This is a genomic window from Rhizobium sp. 22-785-1, assembly GCF_053521965.1.
In genome coordinates this window covers 395,399-416,394 of sequence record NZ_JBNWDI010000002.1, presented here as the reverse complement: position 1 = coordinate 416,394, position 20,996 = coordinate 395,399, and the positions used below count along the sequence as shown (strand labels likewise).

Here is a 20,996-nt window from a genome sequence, read left to right as displayed (position 1 = left end):
TCAGTGATTTGCGTGTACCAGCTTACGTCAAGCTGAGCGCTCATCCAAGCGTTTCGCGATCTCTTTCGCGTCTTTGCCGCCGAATGCCGCTGCCCCCTCAACGAAATTCCGCATTGAGGCCCCAGCCTCGTCTGCGGCGAGCTTCTAGCCTTGTCGGTATGGCAAGTCAATCGTCAATGTTAAGTGTTTGTAAAATATGAAAGAAAGGCGTTAAGCCGACGCCAGTCGCGCAAGCGCTTTTTTCTCCCGACGTCGCTGAACGGAGGAGGGGATGTTCATCGCTTCACGATATTTTGCGACCGTGCGTCGCGCCAGATCAATGCCATTTTTCTTTAGCTGATCGACAATATCGTCATCGGAGAGAACGGACTCCGGGGCCTCCTGGGCAATCATCATACGGATACGATGTCGTACCGCTTCTGCTGAATGATTGTCGCCGCCTTCCGAGGAGCCGATCGAAACGCTGAAGAAATATTTGAGCTCGAAGACGCCTCTCGGCGTCAGCATGTATTTTCGCGACGTGACGCGGCTCACCGTCGATTCATGCATTTTGATGGCGTCGGCAACCTGCTTCAGATTGAGTGGACGAAGATGATCGACGCCATGCTGGAGAAACGCATCCTGCTGGCGCACAATTTCGCTAGCCACCTTCATGATTGTCCTCGCCCGCTGGTCGAGACTGCGTGTCAACCAGTTGGCCGTCTGCATGCACGTCGAGAGAAATTCGTCGTCTTCTCCTGCCCGGGGCTTCAACTTGGAAACCTCGGTGAAATAGCTGTGATTGACCAAGACACGCGGTAGCGTCTCTGGATTGAGGTCGATTAGCCAGCCATCATCGTTCGATGGATGAACGATGATGTCTGGAATGATGGTTTCGCACGCGCCTGTTTCGAAACCTGCGCCCGGCCGCGGATTGAGACTGCGGATCTCGCTCAGCATGTCGAGAAGATCATCCTCATCCACGTTACACAGCTTCTTCAGCGTAACGAAATCCCGCTTTGCCAGAAGTTCCAGATTGCCGACGAATGCACGCATGGCAGGGTCCAGACGGTCTTTCTGTTGAAGCTGGATGGACAGACATTCGCTTAACGTGCGGGCGAAGACGCCTGGCGGATCGAAGGTCTGGAGAATGCGTAGGACCCGCTCGACATCTTTTGCCGATCTGCCAAGGCGATCCGTAATATCGCTGATGGCGTCGACCGCGACATAACCGCTCTCGTCCAGATGATCGAGAAGGGCGTCGGCCGTCATGCGGTCAGTCGTGCCGGTAATCGAAAACGGCACCTGCTGTGCAATGTGGTCGTGCAGGCTCGGCTTACGTGCGACAAAATCATCAAGGTCGTAGTCGTCCGCGACCTCCGCGCCGGGCATAGACTTCCACTGTCCAAGAAGCTCCGGCGCATCTGCTCTGCGTCCGCTTTCGTCGTCTGGAAAGACATTGCCAAAATTGGTGTCCAGCGCTTCGTTGAGAATGGGCGCATCATCGGCATACCATTCGGTCGCTTCCGACGCGTGCGGCGGCTCTATCGCATCCGCAACGGGTGTCCCGTCCCTATTGTCATTGCTGAATGTTTCGCCAAACTCACTATCATTTGCCGCAATTTCAAGCAGAGGATTTTTTTCGACTTCCTGTGCGATGAAGTTGACCAGTTCCATATGCGTCATCTGAAGCAGCTGGATCGACTGCATCAGCTGCGGAGTCATCACAAGTGACTGATTTTGACGCAATAACAAGCTGGCTGACAAGGCCATGACCGACACTCGACTCCCAAACGAACCCCATTTTACCAGATTTTTTGATTTTTCGGTAAAACGAAAAGAACTTGGCCCAAAAATTGCTTTTTATTTGGGTTTGGTCAAGATCAAGACTAGGGAAGGTCGTAAGAATCTTTGCCGCAAAAAGACGTCAACTCATCATCTTACCGTCAGAAATCGAGGCCGTGCCTGGATCTGAGCAAGGCTAGAGGCTGAAGTTGTTTCCGAGGTAGAGGCGGCGAACATCGGCGTTATTGACGATCTCGTCGGCGCGACCATGGGTCAACACTTCACCCGCATGGATGATATAGGCACGATCGATAAGGCCGAGTGTTTCACGGACGTTATGGTCGGTAATCAAAACGCCGATCCCGCGCGCCGTCAAGTGGCGCACCAGATTCTGGATATCGCTGACGGAAATCGGATCGACGCCCGCAAAGGGTTCGTCCAGCAGCATGAAGGTGGGATCGGTTGCCAGAGCGCGCGCGATTTCAAGGCGACGACGTTCGCCGCCCGAAAGTGCAACCGCTGGGGATTTACGCAGCTGCGAAATATGGAACTCTTCAAGCAGCTCATCGAGCTTGCGGTTTCTCTTCTTGGCGTCCTTTTCGTGGACTTCCAGAACGGCAAGAATATTGTCCTCGACAGTCAGGCCGCGAAAGATCGATGCTTCCTGTGGAAGGTAGCCGACGCCAAGACGCGCACGGCGATACATCGGCATACCGGTCACATCGTTGCCGTTGATCGCGATCTTGCCGTCATCCACCGGCACGAGGCCGGTGATCATGTAAAAACAGGTTGTCTTGCCGGCACCGTTCGGCCCGAGGAGCCCGACAGCTTCCCCGCGGCGCACGACGAGCGACACGCCATTGACGACACGGCGCGTATTATACGTCTTTGTCAGGCCATGCGCGATCAGCGTGCCTTCATAGCGAGCCTTCTCGGCTGCGCTCGCCGCATCTGCGGACGGACGTGCGGAATCTCTGCCAAGCAGCTTTGAAATCGAAGGCATTTTCACGATGATCAGACTTACTGCTTTTTCTGCGACTTGGGATCGAGCATGATGCGGACCGGGCCGCCACAGCTTTCAAGCTTCGCTTCGCCAGTATTCATCAGCACGGTCAGCTTGCAGCCGGTAAACACGTTGGTGTCCTGTGACAGGACGACTTGTTTGCCGGAAAGAGTGAAGGTCTGCGACGCCATGTCGAATTCGCCATGATCGGCGGTCGCCTTTTGCGTACCGGATGTGAGGTAAACTGAGTTGTCGACAAAAATTTTGTCGATATCAGCGTTGCCGCCGGTGACCGATGTCGTCTGCCCGTCACCCTTGTTCTTGTAGAGAACCGTCATCTTGCCGGCCTGCAGCGTCGTGGTTCCCTGAACCACTTTCACGTTGCCCGTGAAGTAGGCCTTGTGCTCCTGGTCGCGAACCTCGAGCTGATCGCTTTCAATCGCAATCGGCTGGTCGCTGGAAAGCTTCATGCCGTCCATCTTGCTGGTCGTGTTCTGCGCCAATGCTGGGGCAGCCAGGCACGACAGGAGAAAGAGTGCCGGGATGCCGGCGGTCGTCTTGAAGTGGGACTTGCGGGAAATCTGCATCATCTGGTCGGGCTCTCACTTGCCTGCGTTCTGAATGGTGGATGCAGCAATACGAGCTCGTACCTGCCCCGAAAATACAATCGTTTTGCCATTATCGGCTATGCGTAGGCTTTCCGCAACAATCGAGCCTTCCTTCGTGGTGATGTCGACCCGCTGGTCGCTCTCCATCGTTCCCGCTTTAAGGTCGACGTTTGCAGACTGAAATCTGGCTTTTAGGCCATTGCTCAGATTGATGTCAAAGGGCGCGGTCATTTTCAACCGATTTGTCGTCCTGTCCAGGATGCCTTCCTGCGCCACCACCTGCGCCACGATATCGTTCATAGGTACGGCTGCCAACACTTTCTCCAGCGTCATGAGGTTGGGACTGGAAATATCCTGCAAGGCCCGATCGGCATTCATCGAATAATCGAAACCCTTGTTGTTTCGCCCCGCGAGAGCCGGTTTCTCCATCACGATCTTGCCGTCCTCGATCGAGGCGCTCTGTAGCGAAACCTCATCCGGAATCCATGTGCGGGCGAGCGATACTCCAATAAAGGCAAGCGAAATAGCGGTTGCCGCAATCGGAAGCGCGACCTTCAGCCGTCTCACGCGCGCAGAGTGCCGCTTAGCCATAGCATACGCGTCTGACATCTTGTCAGCCGCCGCCATGCCGGGTGCCGCCTGGTTAAGTCTTTCGAGCATTCGTCAAATCCGGGGACCTCACCATACACTCCAAGGTGGTATGCTGGCCCTCTACATGTTTATCTAATGTGTTTGGCACGATGGCCTTGCTCTGCCAATATGGTTTTTCTCAGAAAGAGCGCAAGAGCCGGGTGTTTTTTATAAATTTCAACCTTCGTTAAGGTCTCGCGCTTGCAAGAGGCCGTTACAAGGTTCATATGCCGGAGGCGAGATTGGAGCTTGGAGCGCCTGGCGTCCATGGACGCAAAAAGGCCGCTCTGTCTTTTTTAATTTACGCATCGTGCTTTGCGAAAACCGTTCCGATTTTCGTGCTGATGCTGTTGTTGCCCTGAAGCGAAGGTGATTTGATGGACCAGATGGCAATCGCAGACCGCAGGCAACTGCGCCGCAAGCTCACATTCTGGCGGGTGGCTGCTGTTCTGTTGGCTGTTGCGGCTCTCTTTGCCCTTTACCGATTCACACTCGCAGCGCCTGAATCGAGTGCTCGGCCCCACATCGCCAAGATCGAGATCAGTGGCTTGATCCAGGACGACACCGAGCTCTTGGAGCGGCTTCAGAAAATCGCCGACAGCACCAGCGCTCAAGGCCTGATCGTCTCCATTTCTTCGCCCGGGGGCACGACTTATGGCGGCGAGCGCATTTTCAAGGCGATCCGCGCGGTGTCTGAGAAAAAGCCTGTCGTATCCGATGTCCGCACGCTTGCGGCGTCTGCCGGATATATGATCGCCACCGCTGGAGATACCATCATTGCGGGCGACACATCCATCACCGGTTCCATCGGCGTCATCTTCCAATACCCGCAAGTAGGGCCGCTGCTCGATAAGCTTGGCGTATCGCTACAGGAAATCAAATCCTCCCCTATGAAGGCGGAGCCGTCTCCTTTCCACGAACCGCCTGAAGAATCGAAAGTCATGATCCGCAATATGATCATGGACAGCTACAACTGGTTTGTGGATCTGGTGGCCGATCGCAGAAAGCTTCCTCGCGAAGAGGTGTTGAAGCTTGCTGACGGATCGATTTTCACCGGCCGTCAGGCTATCGCGGTCAAGCTTATCGATACGCTGGGCGGCGAAAAGGAGATCAAATCCTATTTCGAAAGCCGCGGCCTGCCCAAGGATCTGCCGATCGTTGAATGGACTGCTCCCTCGAAGCGCTCGCCCTTTTCCATCTTCAGCATCGCAGGCCTTGCAAAAATGCTGGGCCTCGACGCGTTTTTGCCGATTGCAGCGCCGAGCCAACTCAGCACCGACAAGTTGTTTCTTGACGGTCTTGTTTCGGTTTGGCAGGTTGATGGCCGTTAAAAGACCAATCCTTTCAGGGGGCAATCGTGATTAAGTCTGAACTGGTGCAGATTGTTGCTGCGCGTAACCCGCACCTGTATCACCGCGATGTCGAAAATATCGTCAACGCGGTTCTCGATGAAATCACCGATGCGCTCGCAGCCGGTAACCGGGTCGAACTCCGCGGATTTGGCGCTTTCTCCGTCAAGAACCGGCCCTCTCGTTCTGGACGGAACCCGCGCACGGGTGAGTCCGTTTTTGTCGAGGAAAAATGGGTTCCCTTCTTCAAGACCGGCAAAGAGCTTCGCGAAAGGCTCAACCCGGGCATGGGCGACGTCGAAGACGAGGATTGAGCGTAATCGACGCTCGACAATCCTTAAGTCCGGCGTGACGTTCGTCCAGATTGCATGAAGGCCCCCAAAGACGGAGTACCTTGAATGTCGAAGAAGATCGTCAACCTGTTGATCCTTTTGCCACTGGCCATCATTCTGATCATCCTGTGCGTGGCAAACCGCGAGAGTGTGACACTGGCGCTCAATCCGTTCCAACCCAGTGACAGCGTTCTCTCGTTTACCGCACCCTTCTTCGTTTTCATTTTTCTGTCGGTTTTGTTCGGCATTCTGCTCGGCTCTGCAGCGACCTGGATTTCGCAGGGCAAGCACCGCAAGCGCGCTCGTCTCGAGGCGCGAGAAGCCATTCGCTGGCACGATGAGGCCACCAAGGCAGCGGCTAACACGCAAACGGCATCACCCGTGTCGAGACAGCTTGCCGCAAAATAGGCGGCGGCTCTTGGTTCTTTGATCCGTCGCCAAGGCGCATCATTTTGCCACGCCCTTTGATAATCCCCCATTCTAGTGATATGCGCTTTGCAACCGCATCCGGGCCGCCGTTGGCCCGGGATGCAGACAGGAAAGCGCGAGTGGTATGGCCATTCTCCGTACCTCTCGCGTCGAGACGTGGAAAGACCGTCGTTGAAGAAGAAAGACAACCGCCAGGGCGCAAAACCGCGCGCCGGACAGGACAATCGCTCAGGCAAGCCCGGCAGCAAGCCGCCTCGCCAGAAGGACGCTGCGCGCGCACGCGCTCCAGATTACGTTCGCCCCGCTGCCACCGCCCAAAAGGAAAAGGTGCAAGCCTCCGCTCCAGCCGTCGAAGCAACCCCTCCACGCCCGTTGAAGGAGCGTTCCGGGACACTTCCGACAGAACAGGTGCCGGTCATCCTCGAATCGCTCGGCGCCGGTGACTTTCACCTGATCGACAGCGGCAACGGCCTGAAGCTCGAACAATATGGCGAGTACCGCATCGTTCGCCCCGAAGCGCAGGCGCTCTGGCGCCCAAGCTTGGCGGAGCGCGTGTGGGACAATGCCGATGCGATCTTTACCGGCGATACGGATGAAGAAGGCAGTGGCCGTTGGCGTTTTCCCAAACAGGCGCTTGGCGAGACATGGCCGCTCTCTCTGCTCGGCGTTGATTTTCTCGGCCGCTTCACCGCGTTTCGCCATGTTGGTGTTTTCCCGGAACAGATCGTTCATTGGGAATGGCTGAAGCAGACCATCGAGAAGGCCGACCGCCCGCTCAAGGTTCTGAACCTGTTCGGTTACACCGGTGTCGCCTCGCTTGTCGCGGCTTCCGCGGGAGCGGAAGTCACCCATGTGGACGCGTCGAAGAAGGCGATTGGCTGGGCGCGCGAAAACCAGAGGCTTGCGGGGCTTGAAAACGCGCCGATCCGCTGGATCTGCGAAGACGCCATGAAATTTGTCCTGCGCGAGGAGCGTCGTGGCAACAGCTACGACATCGTCCTTACCGATCCACCGAAGTTTGGCCGCGGAACCCATGGCGAGATCTGGGATCTCTACGATCACCTGCCGCTAATGCTGGATGTCTGCCGCGAGATCCTGTCGCCCAAGGCGCTCGGCTTCGTGCTGACCGCCTATTCCATTCGCGCCAGCTTCTATTCCATGCATGAGTTGATGCGCGAAACCATGCGCGGTGCAGGCGGCGAAGTGGCCTCAGGCGAACTGGTGATCCGCGAAGCGGGTCTCGATGGGAAGACGCCGGGCCGCGTGCTTTCAACCTCTCTCTTCAGCCGTTGGGTGCCGAAATGAACGACCGCCATGAAAACGGCCCACGCAGGGTGGGGCAGGTCAAGGAAGTCACCAGCCTTGCCAACCCGATCATCAAGGACATCAAGAACCTTACCCAGAAAAAAGGCCGCGAAGAAAGCGGTACCTTCATGGCGGAAGGGCTGAAGCTCGTCATCGATGCGCTGGAGCTTGGCTGGACGATCCGCACGCTGGTCTATGCCAAGGCCGCCAAGGGCAAGCCGCTGGTCGAGCAGGCCGCGGTCAAGACGGTGGCGTCGGGTGGTCTCGTGCTTGAAGTCAGCGAGAAAGTCATCTCGTCCATCACCCGTCGCGATAATCCGCAGATGGTCGTCGGCATCTTCGACCAGAAATGGAAGCCTCTTCGAGACATCAGACCGGCTGCGGGCGAAACTTATGTCGCGCTCGACCGGGTGCGCGACCCCGGCAATCTCGGCACGATCATCCGCACGGCGGATGCAGCCGGTGCCTCGGGCGTGATCCTTGTCGGCGAGTGTACCGATCCCTTCTCCCTCGAAACCGTGCGTGCCACCATGGGTTCAGTCTTCGCCATGCCAGTGGCGCGCGCTTCGGTCGACGAGTTCCTGAGCTGGCGAAAGGGTGCTGGTGTCAGTGTCGTCGCAACCCATCTTGCCGGCTCGGTGGACTACCGCACGATCGATTACAAGCGGAAGCCGGTCGTGCTCCTCATGGGCAACGAGCAGTCGGGCCTTCCGCCGGAGCTTTCCTCTCAGGCCGACCAGCTTGCCCGCATCCCGCAACAGGGCCGCGCCGACTCTCTCAATCTGGCGATCGCAAGCGCAGTCATGCTGTTTGAAGCGCGCCGTCATCTTCTCGAACTTGCGACGGTAAAGTAATGGCTAAGCCCGCTCTCTTCTCCAAACCCGCTCCCGCCATCGCTTTTATTCTTCTGGCGGTGATTGCTGATCAGGTGATCAAGCTTCTGGTGGAAAAATATCTCCCTTTGCAGGAGATGGTGCCGGTCATTCCGTTTCTGGCGCTTTACCGCACCTATAATCTCGGCGTGGCCTTTTCCATGTTGTCTGGCATGGAGGGCTGGGCCATCGTCACCATGCGGCTCCTGATCGTCGCCTTCGTCATTTGGCTCTGGCGCAAGACCGATGGTGAGCGCACCTTCGCCCATCTCGGCTTTGCGCTGATCATCGCGGGTGCTGCTGGAAACATCTTCGACCGTTTTCTCTACGGGCATGTGGTGGACTACATTCTCTTCCACACGGAGACATGGTCGTTTGCCGTGTTCAACCTGGCCGATTCCTTCATCACCATCGGTGCGGGCTGCGTCATTCTCGACGAGTTGCTCCATGCAAAGTCGGCAAGAAAGAAGACTTGACGAACCCCCTGAGACAGTGCGCGGCAAAATTTAACTTACGCTACGTCACTTACGCGGCTAACTGTCACTGTTTTGTCGTCAAGAAGTGATTTATGACGCCAAGATCAAACGGTGGCGGGGCGATTCTCCATGGTCTCGGAAGTTCTGGAACGCAGCATCATTGGCAAGAGCTTGGGCGGCGCTGTTTTGCCGGCTGCCGAAAAGCGAGAGGCCGATGTTTTTGGCCGTATCGGCTCCCTCGAAACGCGCCTTGCCAGAAACGAGCGCGAGATTGACGCGGCCCAGCAGGTGCGCTTCCGCGTCTTCGTCGATGAAATGGGTGCGAGGCTTCCCGCAGACGCGATGCGCCGGAGACGCGATATCGATGCTTTCGATGCCGTTTGCGACCATCTCCTTGTTCTCGACAACGCTATCGAAGGGGATCCCGAAGATCAGATTGTCGGGACATATCGCCTGCTGAGGCAAGAGACGGCGCAGGCAAACAAGGGTTTTTATTCGGCGAGCGAGTTCAATATCGAAGGCCTGATTGCGCGCCATCCGGGCAAGCGCTTTATGGAGCTCGGCCGCTCCTGCGTCCTGCCGGAATACCGCACGAAGAGAACTGTCGAGCTTCTGTGGCAGGGCAACTGGGCCTATGCAGTTCGTCATCGCATGGATGCGATGATTGGCTGTGCATCCTTCCCCGGCATCCAGCCGGAAGCCCATGCGCTGGCGCTCTCCTTCCTGCATCACACCTGCGGCGCCAAGGACGACTGGCGCGCTGAAGCGTTGCCGGAACTCTATTGTGAGATGGACATGATGCCGCTCGAAGCCATCAATCCGCGCCGGGCGCTGAATGCCATGCCGCCGCTGATCAAGGGCTACATGCGCCTTGGCGCCATGTTCGGCGCGGGAGCCGTGGTCGATCAGGCTTTCAATACCACCGACGTCCTGGTCATTCTGCCGGTGTCGTCGATAGCCGGTCGCTACATCACCTACTATGGCGGGGATGCCGAGCGCTTTAACGGCTGATGCCGTCCGAACCTTGCCGTCGATTGACGGTGGTTCTTGCGCAGACTGTCAAGCTTCCTGTGGGTTCGTCGTTGTGCGTGTTGTCCTTGAGGGATCGCACCGGTAGTCTCCGGCTTTGTTTTCTTGAGCCTCAAGCAGATACGATCAAGCCATTGACGGACGTCCATTCCACCGCCTCGCTCATTTCCGAAGAAAGCCGCGCATCGGCAACGCCGATGATGGAGCAGTATATCGAGATCAAGGCGAATAACCCCGGTTCGCTGCTTTTCTATCGCATGGGCGATTTCTACGAACTGTTCTTCGAAGATGCGGTGGAAGCGTCGAGGGCGCTCGGGATCACGCTGACCAAGCGTGGCCAGCATATGGGCCAGGATATCGCCATGTGCGGCGTGCCGGTTCATGCGGCGGACGACTATCTTCAAAAGCTCATCATGCGCGGTTATCGCGTTGCCGTCTGCGAGCAGGTGGAAGATCCTGCAGAAGCCAAGAAGCGCGGGTCGAAATCCGTCGTCAAACGCGATGTCGTGCGACTCGTGACCCCCGGTACCCTGACCGAGGAAAAGCTGCTCTCGCCGACTGAATCCAACTATCTTATGGCGCTTGCCCGCATCCGCGGCAGTTCGGAAGCGCAATTCGCGCTTGCCTGGATTGATATTTCCACCGGCGTTTTCCGGCTGGCGGAAACCACGCTGACACGTCTGCTTGCCGATATATGGCGCATCGATCCGCGTGAGCTGATCGTGGCCGACAGCCTGTTTCACGATGAGGAACTGCGCCCGACCTTCGACATGCTGGGTCGCGTGGCCGTCCCGCAGCCTGCCGTCCTCTTCGATAGCGCGACTGCAGAGGGGCGCATCGCCCGCTACTTCAACGTTTCGACGCTGGATGGCTTCGGCGCGTTCTCTCGCGTCGAACTGGCCGCCGCCGCCGCTGCCGTGGCCTATGTGGAAAAGACCCAGATTGCCGAACGACCGCCGCTCGGTGCGCCGGAACGGGAAAGCTCTGCCTCGACGCTGTTTATAGATCCTGCCACCCGCGCAAACCTGGAGCTGACCAGGACGCTTGCCGGAGAGAGGGACGGATCGCTGCTTCAGGCCATCAACCGCACGGTCACCGGCGGCGGAGCGCGGTTACTGGCCGAAAGGTTGATGTCGCCGCTGACCGATCCCGACAGGATCAACGCTCGTCTCGATGCGGTCGCGTATCTGATCGACGACGTGTCCTTGAGCGATGGCTTGCGCGACGCGCTGAAACAGGTGGCGGACATGCCGCGTGCGCTGTCACGCCTGGCGCTCGAGCGAGGTGGACCGCGTGATCTTGGCGCCATCCGCCAAGGACTGGCCGCTGCGGCCATCGTCGGGCAATTGCTCGACCAGGGGCTGTTGCCGAATGAGTTGGCCGAGGCGCTCGCCGATCTGAAAGCATTGCCTTCTGCGCTCGAAGCCATGCTGTCGGAGATGTTGGCAGACGATCTGCCACTTCTGAAGCGCGATGGTGGCTTCGTCCGTGAAGGGTCGAATGCCGAGCTTGACGAGGTGCGTGCATTGCGCGACCAGTCGCGCCGGGTGATTGCCGGGCTGCAACTGCAATATGCAGAAGAGACCGGCATCAAGTCGCTGAAGATCAAGCATAATAATGTGCTCGGCTACTTCATAGAGGTCACGGCTGGCAATGCGGACGTGATGATGGGCAGCGACGAGGCCAAGGCCCGCTTCATTCATCGCCAGACAATGGCGGGCGCCATGCGCTTCACGACGACTGAGCTTGCCGATCTGGAAAGCCGTATCGCCAATGCCGCCGCCCAGGCACTGACCATGGAATTGCAGGCTTTCGATCGGATGGTGCAGGCGGTCGTGGCTGAGGCCGAAGTCATCAAGGCGGGCGCACTGGCGCTTGCGGCCATCGATGTCGCGACAAGCCTCGCGCATCTAGCCTCCGAGCAGGCCTATTGCCGCCCGGTGGTCGATAGCTCCATGACGTTTGCGATCCGCGGTGGGCGTCATCCGGTTGTGGAGCAGGCGCTGCGCCGACAGTCGAGCGGTCCTTTCATCGCGAACAACTGCGATCTCTCTGCCACCGACGGCAATCGCAATGGCGCGATCTGGATGCTGACCGGCCCGAACATGGGGGGTAAGTCCACCTTCCTGCGCCAGAATGCGCTGATCGCTATCCTCGCCCAAATCGGATCATTCGTGCCGGCGGAAGCCGCCCATATCGGCATCGTCGACCGCCTGTTCTCGCGCGTCGGCGCTTCCGACGATCTTGCCCGTGGCCGCTCCACCTTCATGGTGGAAATGGTCGAGACGGCGGCGATACTCAATCAGGCAACCGAACGTTCGCTTGTCATTCTCGATGAGATCGGACGCGGCACCGCGACCTTCGATGGTCTCTCGATTGCTTGGGCAACGGTTGAGCATCTGCATGAGGTCAACCGCTGCCGCGGTCTTTTCGCCACCCACTTCCATGAGTTGACGGTACTCTCCGAAAAGCTCGGACGTCTTTCCAACGTCACGATGAAAGTGCGCGAATGGGAAAGCGATGTTATCTTTCTGCATGAGGTCGGACCAGGGGCCGCAGATCGCTCCTATGGCATTCAGGTAGCGAAGCTTGCAGGTCTCCCTTCCGCTGTGGTGGAGCGCGCGCGAGAAGTTCTAAATCAGCTTGAAGATGCCGATCGCAAGAACCCGGCAAGCCAGTTGATCGACGATCTGCCACTTTTTCAGGTGGCGGTCAGGCGCGAAGCGGCGCGGGCAGGTGGCAACTCCCAGGTGGATGAGGCGTTGAAAGCGCTCAACCCCGATGAGATGACACCACGCGAGGCACTGGACGCGCTCTATGCGCTCAAGAAACAACTTGGCAATGCTTGACGCGTAGAGTGCCTGTCCATTCGGCCTAAAAATCGCTATAGCGCTGCGCCAGCAGCGCAAGACGCATGGAATGGATACCGGCTCAATGGCCTCTAAGGATTTGGACTTCTCCGCGATACTGGATGTCGCAGCACTCAAGCACGAATGCGATCTCGTCTTTCAAGGCGACGGAAAGCGCGTTTCCGATGTGCGTTCCGATCTTCTGCCGATCTTCAAAAAGGCGAGCAATGATGGGCGGCAGAGAGCGCGTGATCTGTTGGATTCTGAAGGCGGCGGCATCGACTGCGCGCGGCGCATTTCCTGGCTCCAGGATCGTTTGATCGAGGTGCTGTACGATCTGGCCTGCCAATATGTTTATCCAAAGGATGCGCCCCACATCGCAATTACCGCTGTCGGTGGTTATGGACGCGGAACGCTGGCGCCGGGCTCGGACATCGACCTCCTGTTCTTGCTGCCGCTGAAGAACACGCCGGATATGCACAAGGCGATCGAGTTCATTCTCTACATTCTCTGGGATGTGGGGTTCAAGGTCGGTCACGCCACCCGTACTGTGGACGAGTGCATCAAACTGTCCAAAGCGGATATGACGATCCGTACCGCCATTCTCGAAATGCGTCCGATCTGCGGAAAGAAGTCTCTCGCCGACGAGCTGGAGCGACGCTTCGAAACCGAGGTCGTTACCAGTAGCGGCCCAGAATTCATCGCCGCCAAGCTTGCCGAGCGCGACCAGCGCCACCGCAAGGCAGGAGACACGCGCTATCTGGTCGAACCGAATGTGAAGGAAGGTAAAGGCGGTCTTCGCGACCTGCACACACTGTTCTGGATCGCCAAGTATTACTACCATGTGCGCGATACGGCGGAACTCGTAAAGCTCGGCGTTCTGTCCAGAAGCGAACTGAAGCTGTTCGAAAAGGCCGATGATTTTCTCTGGGCGGTGCGCTGCCAGATGCATTTCATCACCGGCAAGGCGGAGGAGCGTCTGTCCTTCGATATCCAGCGCGAAATCGCAGCTGCCTTGCACTACCAGCCACGACCCGGCCTATCCGCGGTCGAGCGCTTCATGAAGCATTACTTCCTCGTGGCCAAGGATGTCGGCGACCTGACGCGCATTCTCTGCGCCGCGCTTGAGGATCGTCAGGCGAAGGACGTTCCAGGCCTCTCCGGCGTCCTCAGCCGTTTTGCCCATCGGCTTCGCAAGATTCCTGGCTCCACCGAGTTCGTCGAAGATCGCGGGCGCATTGCGCTTGCCAATGCCGATGTCTTCCGCAACGATCCGGTCAGCCTGATCCGGCTCTTCCATGTGGCCGATATCAACAATCTCGAGCTACACCCGGATGCCCTTCGTGTCGTCACCCGCTCGCTCGGTCTCATCAATCACGAGCTTCGCGAGAATGAGGAAGCCAATAGGCTGTTTCTTGCGATCCTCACCTCGAAACGCGATCCCGCGCTGACGCTGCGGCGGATGAACGAGGCTGGCGTTCTTGGCAAGTTCATTCCCGAATTTGGCAAGATCGTCGCGATGATGCAGTTCAACATGTATCACCACTATACGGTCGATGAGCATCTGATCCGCTCCGTGGCCGTTCTCTCCGAGATCGAGAAGGGTCAGGCGATCGATACCCACCCGCTCGTCAATCAGTTGATGCCAGGCATCGAGGATCGCGACGCTCTCTATGTGGCTGTCCTTCTCCACGACGTGGCGAAAGGCAGGCAGGAGGATCACTCGATTGCCGGCGCGCGCGTTGCGCGTAAGCTCTGCCAGCGCTTCCGCCTCTCCACCAAGCAGACCGAAACGGTCATGTGGCTAATCGAGCAGCATCTCCTGATGTCGATGGTGGCGCAGACCCGCGATCTGCACGACCGCAAGACGATCACCGATTTTGCCGACAAGGTGCAGTCGATGGAGCGGTTGAAGATGCTCTTGATTCTGACCGTTTGCGATATTCGCGCCGTCGGGCCGGATGTCTGGAATGGCTGGAAGGGGCAGTTGCTGCGTACGCTGTACTACGAAACCGAGCTTCTTCTCTCCGGCGGCTTTTCCGAAAGTTCACGCAAGGAGCGCGCCAAGATCGCCCGTCAGCGCCTTTATGACGCACTGGACGACTGGGGTCAGAAGGCAAGACGCAAATACATCAACCTGCATTACGATGCCTATCTGCTTTCGGTCGCGCTCGAAGATCAGATCCGCCACACCCGCTTCCTGCGCGAGGCGGACAAGCAGGAAAAAGCGTTGGCCACGATGGCCCGCACGCATTCCTTTCACGCCATCACCGAGATCACCGTTCTGGCGCCCGACCATCCGCGTCTGCTGTCGATCATCACCGGTGCGTGCTCGGCCGCCGGCGCCAACATCGCCGATGCCCAGATATTCACCACATCGGATGGCCGCGCACTCGACACCATCCTGATCAACCGCGAGTTCCCTATCGACGAGGATGAAACCCGCCGCGCCAATAATATCGGCAAGCTGATCGAAGAGGTTCTGGCTGGCAAGAAGCGGCTTCCGGAAATCATCGCGACGCGCACCAAGAGCCGCAAGAAGAGCAAGACTTTCAACATCCCGCCATCCGTCACCATCTCCAACGGGCTTTCCAACAAGTTCACCGTCATCGAGGTGGAATGCCTTGACCGCCCGGGCCTGCTTGCAGATATGACGGCGGTGCTGGCGGATCTGTCGCTCGACATCACCTCGGCACGCATTACCACCTTCGGCGAAAAAGTCATTGATACCTTTTACGTCACTGATCTCTTCGGCCAGAAGGTGATGACCGAAAACCGCCAATCCAACATCGCGCTGCGGCTGAAAGCCGTCATGGCCGAGCAGGAAGACGAGTTACGCGACCGCATGCCATCCGGCATCATCGCGCATCCCGATGTGGCAGCACTTCCTGCAGCCCGAACCGCAAAGGTTTGAACATAAAATGAGTCTGATCGGCAAATTCGCCACCGTCGGTAGCGCGACGCTCGGGAGCCGCCTGTTCGGCTTCATCCGTGAAATGCTAATGGCGGCGGCTGTGGGAACGGGACCGGTGGCGGATGCTTTCAATGCAGCCTTCCGTTTTCCCAATACATTTCGTCGCCTCTTTGCCGAAGGTGCCTTCAACTCCGCCTTCGTGCCGCTTTTTGCCAAGGAAATCGAAGCCCATGGCATGGAGGGAGCGCGCCGTTTCTCCGAAGAGGTCTTTGGGGTTCTGTTCACGGTTCTGATGGCGCTCACCATCATCATGGAGCTCTCCATGCCATTTCTGGTGCGCACCGTGATCGCGCCGGGCTTCGTGGAAGATCCCACGAAGTTTGAGAATACGGTGCGTCTCGCCACCATCATGTTCCCCTATCTCGCCTGCATGTCTCTCGCGGCAATGATGGGCGGAATGCTCAATTCGCTGCATCGCTATTTCGCCGCCGCCATCGCGCCCGTCTTTCTCAACGTCATCCTGATCGGGGTGCTGGCGCTCGCCTGGTGGAAAAATTACGATCCGTTGCAGGTCGGCTACGCACTGTCCTGGGGTGTGATGGCCGCAGGTTTCGTTCAGCTTGCCATCGTCTGGGTGGCTGTCCGTCATGCCGGAATTCGCATCGGCTTTCGCCGTCCAAAACTGACGAGCAATGTCAAGCGTCTGCTGATTCTGGCGCTCCCTGCGGCAATCACCGGCGGGATCACTCAGATCAATCTTCTGATCAACACCAACATCGCCTCCGGCGGCAATGGCGTCATCTCGTCGCTTGCCTATGCCGATCGCATCTATCAGTTGCCGCTCGGCGTTGTCGGGATTGCAGTGGCAACTGTCCTGTTGCCGGAATTGGCGCGCGCGCTACGCGGCGGCCAAGCGGCGGAAGCGGCCAACCTGCAGAACCGCTCGGTCGAATTCGTTCTGTTCCTGACCCTGCCTGCGGCAGCCGCGTTGCTCGTGATGGCAGAGCCAATCGTCCGTTTTTTGTATGAGCGCGGCAACTTCCTGCCCTCGGCCACCATCACCGTTTCGCAAATCCTTGGCATCTATGGACTTGGTCTGCCGGCCTTCGTGCTGATCAAGGCCTTCATTCCCGGCTTCTTCGCCCGCGAAGATACGCGAACTCCTATGATTTTCGCTGCCATTTCCGTAGTGGTGAATGTCTCGCTGGCCTTGACGCTCTTCCCCATCTACGGCGGTCCGGGAATTGCTACGGCGGAAATTACTGCCGGCTGGGTCAATGCCGCACTGCTCTTCGGCATGCTGATGTGGCGCGGCCACTGGACGCTCGACATGCCGCTTCTTCTGCGCATTCCCCGGCTCATTCTGGCGGCAGGGCTCATGGCGCTCGCTATTCACTATGCGCTATCTTACTTCTCCTATGAGCTGTCGTCCGCTTCCAATCTTGCGGTTAGGGCAGGGACGCTGCTCGCGCTCGTCTTCGGTGCCATGATCATCTATTTCGGTGTGGCCTTTGCCTCCGGCGGTGCAAATCTCGGCATGGTGAAACGCGGTCTGAAGCGCAAGGGCAAGGTCAAGTCGGATGTAAAGGCCGAGGCAGATCCATGACGTCCGGCTTTACGTCCTTACGACACATTGCGCTCGTCTCGCTTGTTGTTGACGATTACGATCGCGCAAAGGCGTTTTATTGCGGCAGCCTCGGTTTCGAGTGTCTGTCCGATCAGTCGCTGCCGGACGGCAAACGCTGGCTTGTCGTCAGACCTAAAGGCCAAGCTGCCACCGGTCTGCTGCTGGCCCAGGCCGATGGCAAAGAGCAGACCGTCACTATTGGTAATCAAACGGGCGGGCGCGTTGGCTTCTTCCTTTATACGGATGATTTCAACGCCGATTTTCGCCGGATGAAAGACAGCGGTATTTGCTTTCTGGAACAGCCCCGCCACGAGATTTACGGCACGGTTGCCGTTTTCGAAGACCTCTACGGCAACAAATGGGATCTGCTGCAGCCAGCCGCTGAAACCGCTTGATTGCAACGGGTTCCGGGTGCATAAGCGCGGGCCACATAACAGCGCGGGGCAAGGCCCTCCACAAGCCTTTTCGAGGACGATCATGAACGCATTCAAGCCGCTGGTTTTCTCCGGGGTCCAGCCGACCGGTAATCTCCACCTCGGCAATTATCTCGGTGCTATCCGCAAATTCGTCGCCCTGCAGGAAGACAATGACTGCATCTACTGCGTCGTCGATATGCATGCGATTACAGCGCAGCTCGTCCATTCCGACCTGAAGGCGCAGACACGCTCGATTGCTGCCGCCTTCATCGCGGCAGGCATTGATCCGGTCAAGCACATCGTCTTCAACCAGTCGGCTGTACCGCAGCACGCCGAGCTTGCCTGGGTATTCAACTGCGTGGCGCGCATCGGCTGGATGGAGCGCATGACCCAGTTCAAGGACAAGTCCGGCAAGAATGCCGAGCAGGTCTCGCTGGGACTGCTGGCCTATCCAAGCCTGATGGCGGCGGATATTCTTGTCTACCGCGCCACCCACGTACCGGTCGGCGACGACCAGAAGCAGCATCTGGAACTTGCCCGCGACATCGCCCAGAAATTCAACATCGATTTCGGTGATCATATCCGCAAGGCAGGTCTCGGCCTCGACACCACCGTCGGCGACGAACCTGTCCATGCCTATTTTCCGATGGTGGAGCCACTGATCGGTGGTCCGGCACCCCGCGTCATGTCCCTGAAGGACGGCACAAAGAAGATGTCGAAGTCCGATCCGTCCGACCTGTCGCGCATCAACCTGATGGACGATGTCGATGCGATCTCCAAGAAGATCAAAAAGGCAAAGACCGATCCCGACGCGCTGCCAAGCGAAGTCGAAGGCCTGAAGGGCCGCGCCGAGGCAGAGAACCTCGTCGGAATTTACGCAGCGCTCTCCGACAAGACCAAGGCGGACGTGCTTGCCGACTTCGGCGGCCAGCAGTTCTCGGCTTTCAAGCCGGCCCTCGTTGATCTCGCGGTCAACGTGCTTGCGCCGATCAACAGCGAGATGCGCCGCCTTCTCGACGATGTCAGCCATATCGACGCGATCCTGAAAGATGGCGGCGAGCGCGCTGGCGCCATCGCTCAGAAAACGATGGACGAAGTCCGCGACATCATTGGCTTCCTGCGCTGATCTTTGGATGCTTCTCGTCACGCGGCGAGAAGCTTTCTCTTGATGCTGAGGTTTCGCCTCCCTGCATCGACCCTCTTGGAAAATCGATTCCGCTTTGCGTCTTGATGCGATAAGCTCCGCCCGAACCGGCGGGTGAAGCATCATGCCACGGCGGAAATAGGGAGTGCTGAATGGTTTCAAAACGGCTGTCGCGCCTGGAGGGGCACCGGCGAAAATTCCTGGTGGTCATCGACGGCACACCGGAATGCGAAAGAGCGGTGCATTATGCCGGTCGTCGCGCCAAGAACTCCAATGGTGCTCTAGTGTTGCTCTTCGTCATCCCGGAGGGGGATTTCCAGCAATGGCTCGGCGTCGAGCAGATCATGCGCGCCGAAGCCCGTGAAGAAGCCGAAGCGTCTCTGGCAAAGGTGGCGCAACGTGTGCGCGAGACGGTCGGCATAGAGCCTGAGGCGGTAATCCGCGAAGGCAATGCAGCCGAGCAGATCCACGGACTGATCGAAGAAGACCGCGATATCGCCATTCTGGTTCTGGCTGCCGGCTCCACCAAGGATGGCCCAGGCCCGCTCGTCTCTTCAATCGCGGGGCGTGGCGCAGCCTTTCCCATTCCCGTCACGGTCCTTCCGGATACGCTGACCGATGAGGAAATCGACGCTCTCTGCTGACCGCGATCCGCAAGCCCTTCGTCAAGGAAGAAACCTGTTCGGCTTTGACGAAAACGGGTGTAGAAGAGGGGTGAAGATTTCTTGAACGGGATTGTCATGTCAGGGCTTGAAGTCGCTCTTCGTCCGGCATATTTTGGAAGCATTCTAAATTGCGGGGTTTAAGCGCCCTGGCCCGAGGCGTTGCCTCGAAGGAGATCGAAATGTTCATTCAAACGGAATCCACGCCAAACCCGTCGACGCTGAAGTTCTTACCCGGCAAGGTGGTTCTGGAAAGCGGCACTGCGGAGTTCCTGAGCGCCGAACAGGCGCAATCCTCTCCGCTTGCGGCAACGCTGTTTGAAATCCCCGGCGTGACCGGCGTCTATTACGGCTTCGATTTCATCACCGTGACGAAGGATGGTGCCGAATGGCAGCACCTGAAGCCCGCAATCCTTGGCTCGATCATGGAACACTTTATGTCTGGTCGCCCGCTGATGGGCACGGCTATCCATGCCGAGATTTCCGACGAGGAAGAAGAGTTCTTCGAGGAAGGCGATGAAACCATCGTGGCCACCATCAAGGAACTTCTCGAAACCCGCGTCCGTCCAGCCGTGGCGCAGGATGGTGGAGATATTACCTTCCGTGGTTTTCGTGATGGCACCGTGTTCCTCAACATGAAGGGTGCATGCTCCGGCTGCCCGTCCTCCACGGCGACGCTGAAGCACGGCGTGCAGAATCTGCTCCGCCATTTTGTGCCGGAAGTTCAAGAGGTTGAGGCTGTCTGATAGACGGCTGAACCCATAGATCGATGGTTAGACGAGGCGCGTGACCGCGCCTCAATTCATATGCGGCATCTCGACAAGCGTCGTTGGTCTCGCTGATCGTTCGCTCTGAGTACATGCATAAGGTCCTGCTTTTCAGATGATCATTTTGTCCATCGATACATCCGGAGTGGATTGCTCGGCCTGTGTTTACGATAGCGAAAACGATGTTGTCCTGGGCGAAGTAACGGACAACATCGGCAAGGGCCATGCCGAATTGCTTATGGGCATTATCGATGGTGCGCTTTCCAAAGCTGGTCTGGCGCTCAACGCTGTGGAGCGTCTCGCCGTCACCATCGGCCCCGGTTCTTTCACCGGCATTCGAGTGGGTGTCGCGGCCGCACGCGGCTTTGCACTCTCGCTTGGTGTCGAGGCGGTTGGCATCACGACGCTTGAGACGCTTGCTGCCTATCAACTGCAGCAGCATCCAGGGTGGCCTGTCGCGGTCGGTCTCGATGCCAAGCGTGGTGAATGCTATCTCCAGATCTTCGCAGCCGATGGCGCGCCTCTGACGGAGGCCGCACTGATGTCTCTCGACGATGCAAGGGAAACGCTTGCCGGTTTTGACGGTGCGATCGTGGGCTCCGCAGCACCCCTCTTTGCCGGAGAGGAAACCGGATCGGGTCCAGACCACTTTCCGATCGCCATCGTGGCGCGTGTCGCTGCGACGAAGCCCGCCCATCAGCCGAAGCCCGCACCGCTCTACCTACGTGGTCCCGACGCCCGACCGCAATCGGGATTTGCGCTGGAGCGGCTCTCACCAGCCTGACAGACTGCCATTATTCCCCGTCGAAAATCGATTTCG

General features: G+C 58.0%; 19 protein-coding genes. 15 read left to right on the top strand and 4 right to left on the bottom strand.

The window, feature by feature from the left end; all coding sequences use genetic code 11:
• Positions 1–210: 210 nt before the first annotated feature.
• The 4 genes from rpoN to lptC all read right to left on the bottom strand — a co-directional run bounded on the left by rpoN (position 211) and on the right by lptC (position 4,035).
• On the bottom strand, positions 211–1,752 hold the full coding sequence (gene rpoN, locus ACQZ5M_RS06725; RefSeq protein WP_296083918.1) for an RNA polymerase factor sigma-54: 1,542 nt from the start codon (positions 1,750–1,752) through the stop codon (positions 211–213).
• A 208-nt stretch (positions 1,753–1,960) separates the two neighbouring features.
• Entirely contained in the window at positions 1,961–2,767 is an 807-nt protein-coding gene (lptB, locus tag ACQZ5M_RS06720) for an LPS export ABC transporter ATP-binding protein (RefSeq protein ID WP_296016007.1), read from the bottom strand.
• Positions 2,768–2,784: 17 nt separating this feature from the next.
• Complete coding sequence (locus ACQZ5M_RS06715) at positions 2,785–3,357, bottom strand: LptA/OstA family protein (protein WP_296016008.1); 573 nt, start codon at positions 3,355–3,357, stop codon at positions 2,785–2,787.
• Positions 3,358–3,369: 12 nt separating this feature from the next.
• The gene (gene lptC / locus ACQZ5M_RS06710; protein ID WP_296016010.1) at positions 3,370–4,035 is read right to left on the bottom strand and encodes an LPS export ABC transporter periplasmic protein LptC; all 666 of its coding nucleotides are present in this window, start codon (positions 4,033–4,035) and stop codon (positions 3,370–3,372) included.
• A gap of 347 nt (positions 4,036–4,382) precedes the next feature.
• Between lptC and sppA the strand changes: the two genes are divergently transcribed.
• The 15 genes from sppA (at position 4,383) to tsaB (ending at position 20,960) form a co-directional block, all read left to right on the top strand.
• Positions 4,383–5,336 carry a signal peptide peptidase SppA gene (sppA, locus tag ACQZ5M_RS06705; RefSeq protein WP_296040804.1) on the top strand — a complete coding sequence of 318 codons (954 nt, stop codon included), beginning with the start codon at positions 4,383–4,385 and terminating at the stop codon, positions 5,334–5,336.
• A 26-nt stretch (positions 5,337–5,362) separates the two neighbouring features.
• Positions 5,363–5,668, top strand: coding sequence for an integration host factor subunit beta (locus tag ACQZ5M_RS06700; RefSeq protein ID WP_062427118.1), 306 nt, complete (start codon positions 5,363–5,365; stop codon positions 5,666–5,668).
• 84 nt (positions 5,669–5,752) lie between these two features.
• A complete protein-coding gene (locus ACQZ5M_RS06695; RefSeq protein ID WP_062443025.1) occupies positions 5,753–6,094 on the top strand; it encodes a LapA family protein in 342 nt (113 codons plus the stop codon).
• Between the two features lie 192 nt (positions 6,095–6,286).
• A complete protein-coding gene (locus ACQZ5M_RS06690) occupies positions 6,287–7,420 on the top strand; it encodes a class I SAM-dependent methyltransferase (RefSeq protein ID WP_449079296.1) in 1,134 nt (377 codons plus the stop codon).
• Positions 7,417–8,274, top strand: coding sequence for a TrmH family RNA methyltransferase (locus tag ACQZ5M_RS06685; RefSeq protein ID WP_296040794.1), 858 nt, complete (start codon positions 7,417–7,419; stop codon positions 8,272–8,274). Before ACQZ5M_RS06690 ends, ACQZ5M_RS06685 begins: the two co-directional genes overlap by 4 nt.
• A complete protein-coding gene (gene lspA / locus ACQZ5M_RS06680; RefSeq protein WP_296077729.1) occupies positions 8,274–8,768 on the top strand; it encodes a signal peptidase II in 495 nt (164 codons plus the stop codon). The genes ACQZ5M_RS06685 and lspA overlap by 1 nt, the downstream gene beginning before the upstream one ends.
• Positions 8,769–8,897: 129 nt before the next feature.
• A complete protein-coding gene (gene olsB / locus ACQZ5M_RS06675) occupies positions 8,898–9,779 on the top strand; it encodes a l-ornithine N(alpha)-acyltransferase (protein WP_449079295.1) in 882 nt (293 codons plus the stop codon).
• A 215-nt stretch (positions 9,780–9,994) separates the two neighbouring features.
• A complete protein-coding gene (gene mutS, locus ACQZ5M_RS06670) occupies positions 9,995–12,646 on the top strand; it encodes a DNA mismatch repair protein MutS (protein WP_296101664.1) in 2,652 nt (883 codons plus the stop codon).
• 85 nt (positions 12,647–12,731) lie between these two features.
• A complete protein-coding gene (locus tag ACQZ5M_RS06665) occupies positions 12,732–15,560 on the top strand; it encodes a [protein-PII] uridylyltransferase (RefSeq protein WP_449079294.1) in 2,829 nt (942 codons plus the stop codon).
• A 7-nt stretch (positions 15,561–15,567) separates the two neighbouring features.
• Positions 15,568–17,166 carry a murein biosynthesis integral membrane protein MurJ gene (gene murJ / locus ACQZ5M_RS06660; RefSeq protein WP_296077727.1) on the top strand — a complete coding sequence of 533 codons (1,599 nt, stop codon included), beginning with the start codon at positions 15,568–15,570 and terminating at the stop codon, positions 17,164–17,166.
• Complete coding sequence (locus ACQZ5M_RS06655) at positions 17,163–17,582, top strand: VOC family protein (protein ID WP_449079293.1); 420 nt, start codon at positions 17,163–17,165, stop codon at positions 17,580–17,582. The genes murJ and ACQZ5M_RS06655 overlap by 4 nt, the downstream gene beginning before the upstream one ends.
• Before the next feature lie 82 nt (positions 17,583–17,664).
• Positions 17,665–18,729: a tryptophan--tRNA ligase gene (trpS, locus tag ACQZ5M_RS06650; protein WP_296017659.1), complete on the top strand. Its 1,065-nt coding sequence runs from the start codon at positions 17,665–17,667 to the stop codon at positions 18,727–18,729.
• A 170-nt stretch (positions 18,730–18,899) separates the two neighbouring features.
• Positions 18,900–19,391: a universal stress protein gene (locus ACQZ5M_RS06645; RefSeq protein ID WP_062427110.1), complete on the top strand. Its 492-nt coding sequence runs from the start codon at positions 18,900–18,902 to the stop codon at positions 19,389–19,391.
• 200 nt (positions 19,392–19,591) lie between these two features.
• Positions 19,592–20,155 carry a NifU family protein gene (locus ACQZ5M_RS06640; RefSeq protein ID WP_296017654.1) on the top strand — a complete coding sequence of 188 codons (564 nt, stop codon included), beginning with the start codon at positions 19,592–19,594 and terminating at the stop codon, positions 20,153–20,155.
• 136 nt (positions 20,156–20,291) lie between these two features.
• On the top strand, positions 20,292–20,960 hold the full coding sequence (tsaB, locus tag ACQZ5M_RS06635; protein ID WP_296075363.1) for a tRNA (adenosine(37)-N6)-threonylcarbamoyltransferase complex dimerization subunit type 1 TsaB: 669 nt from the start codon (positions 20,292–20,294) through the stop codon (positions 20,958–20,960).
• Positions 20,961–20,996: the final 36 nt, after the last annotated feature.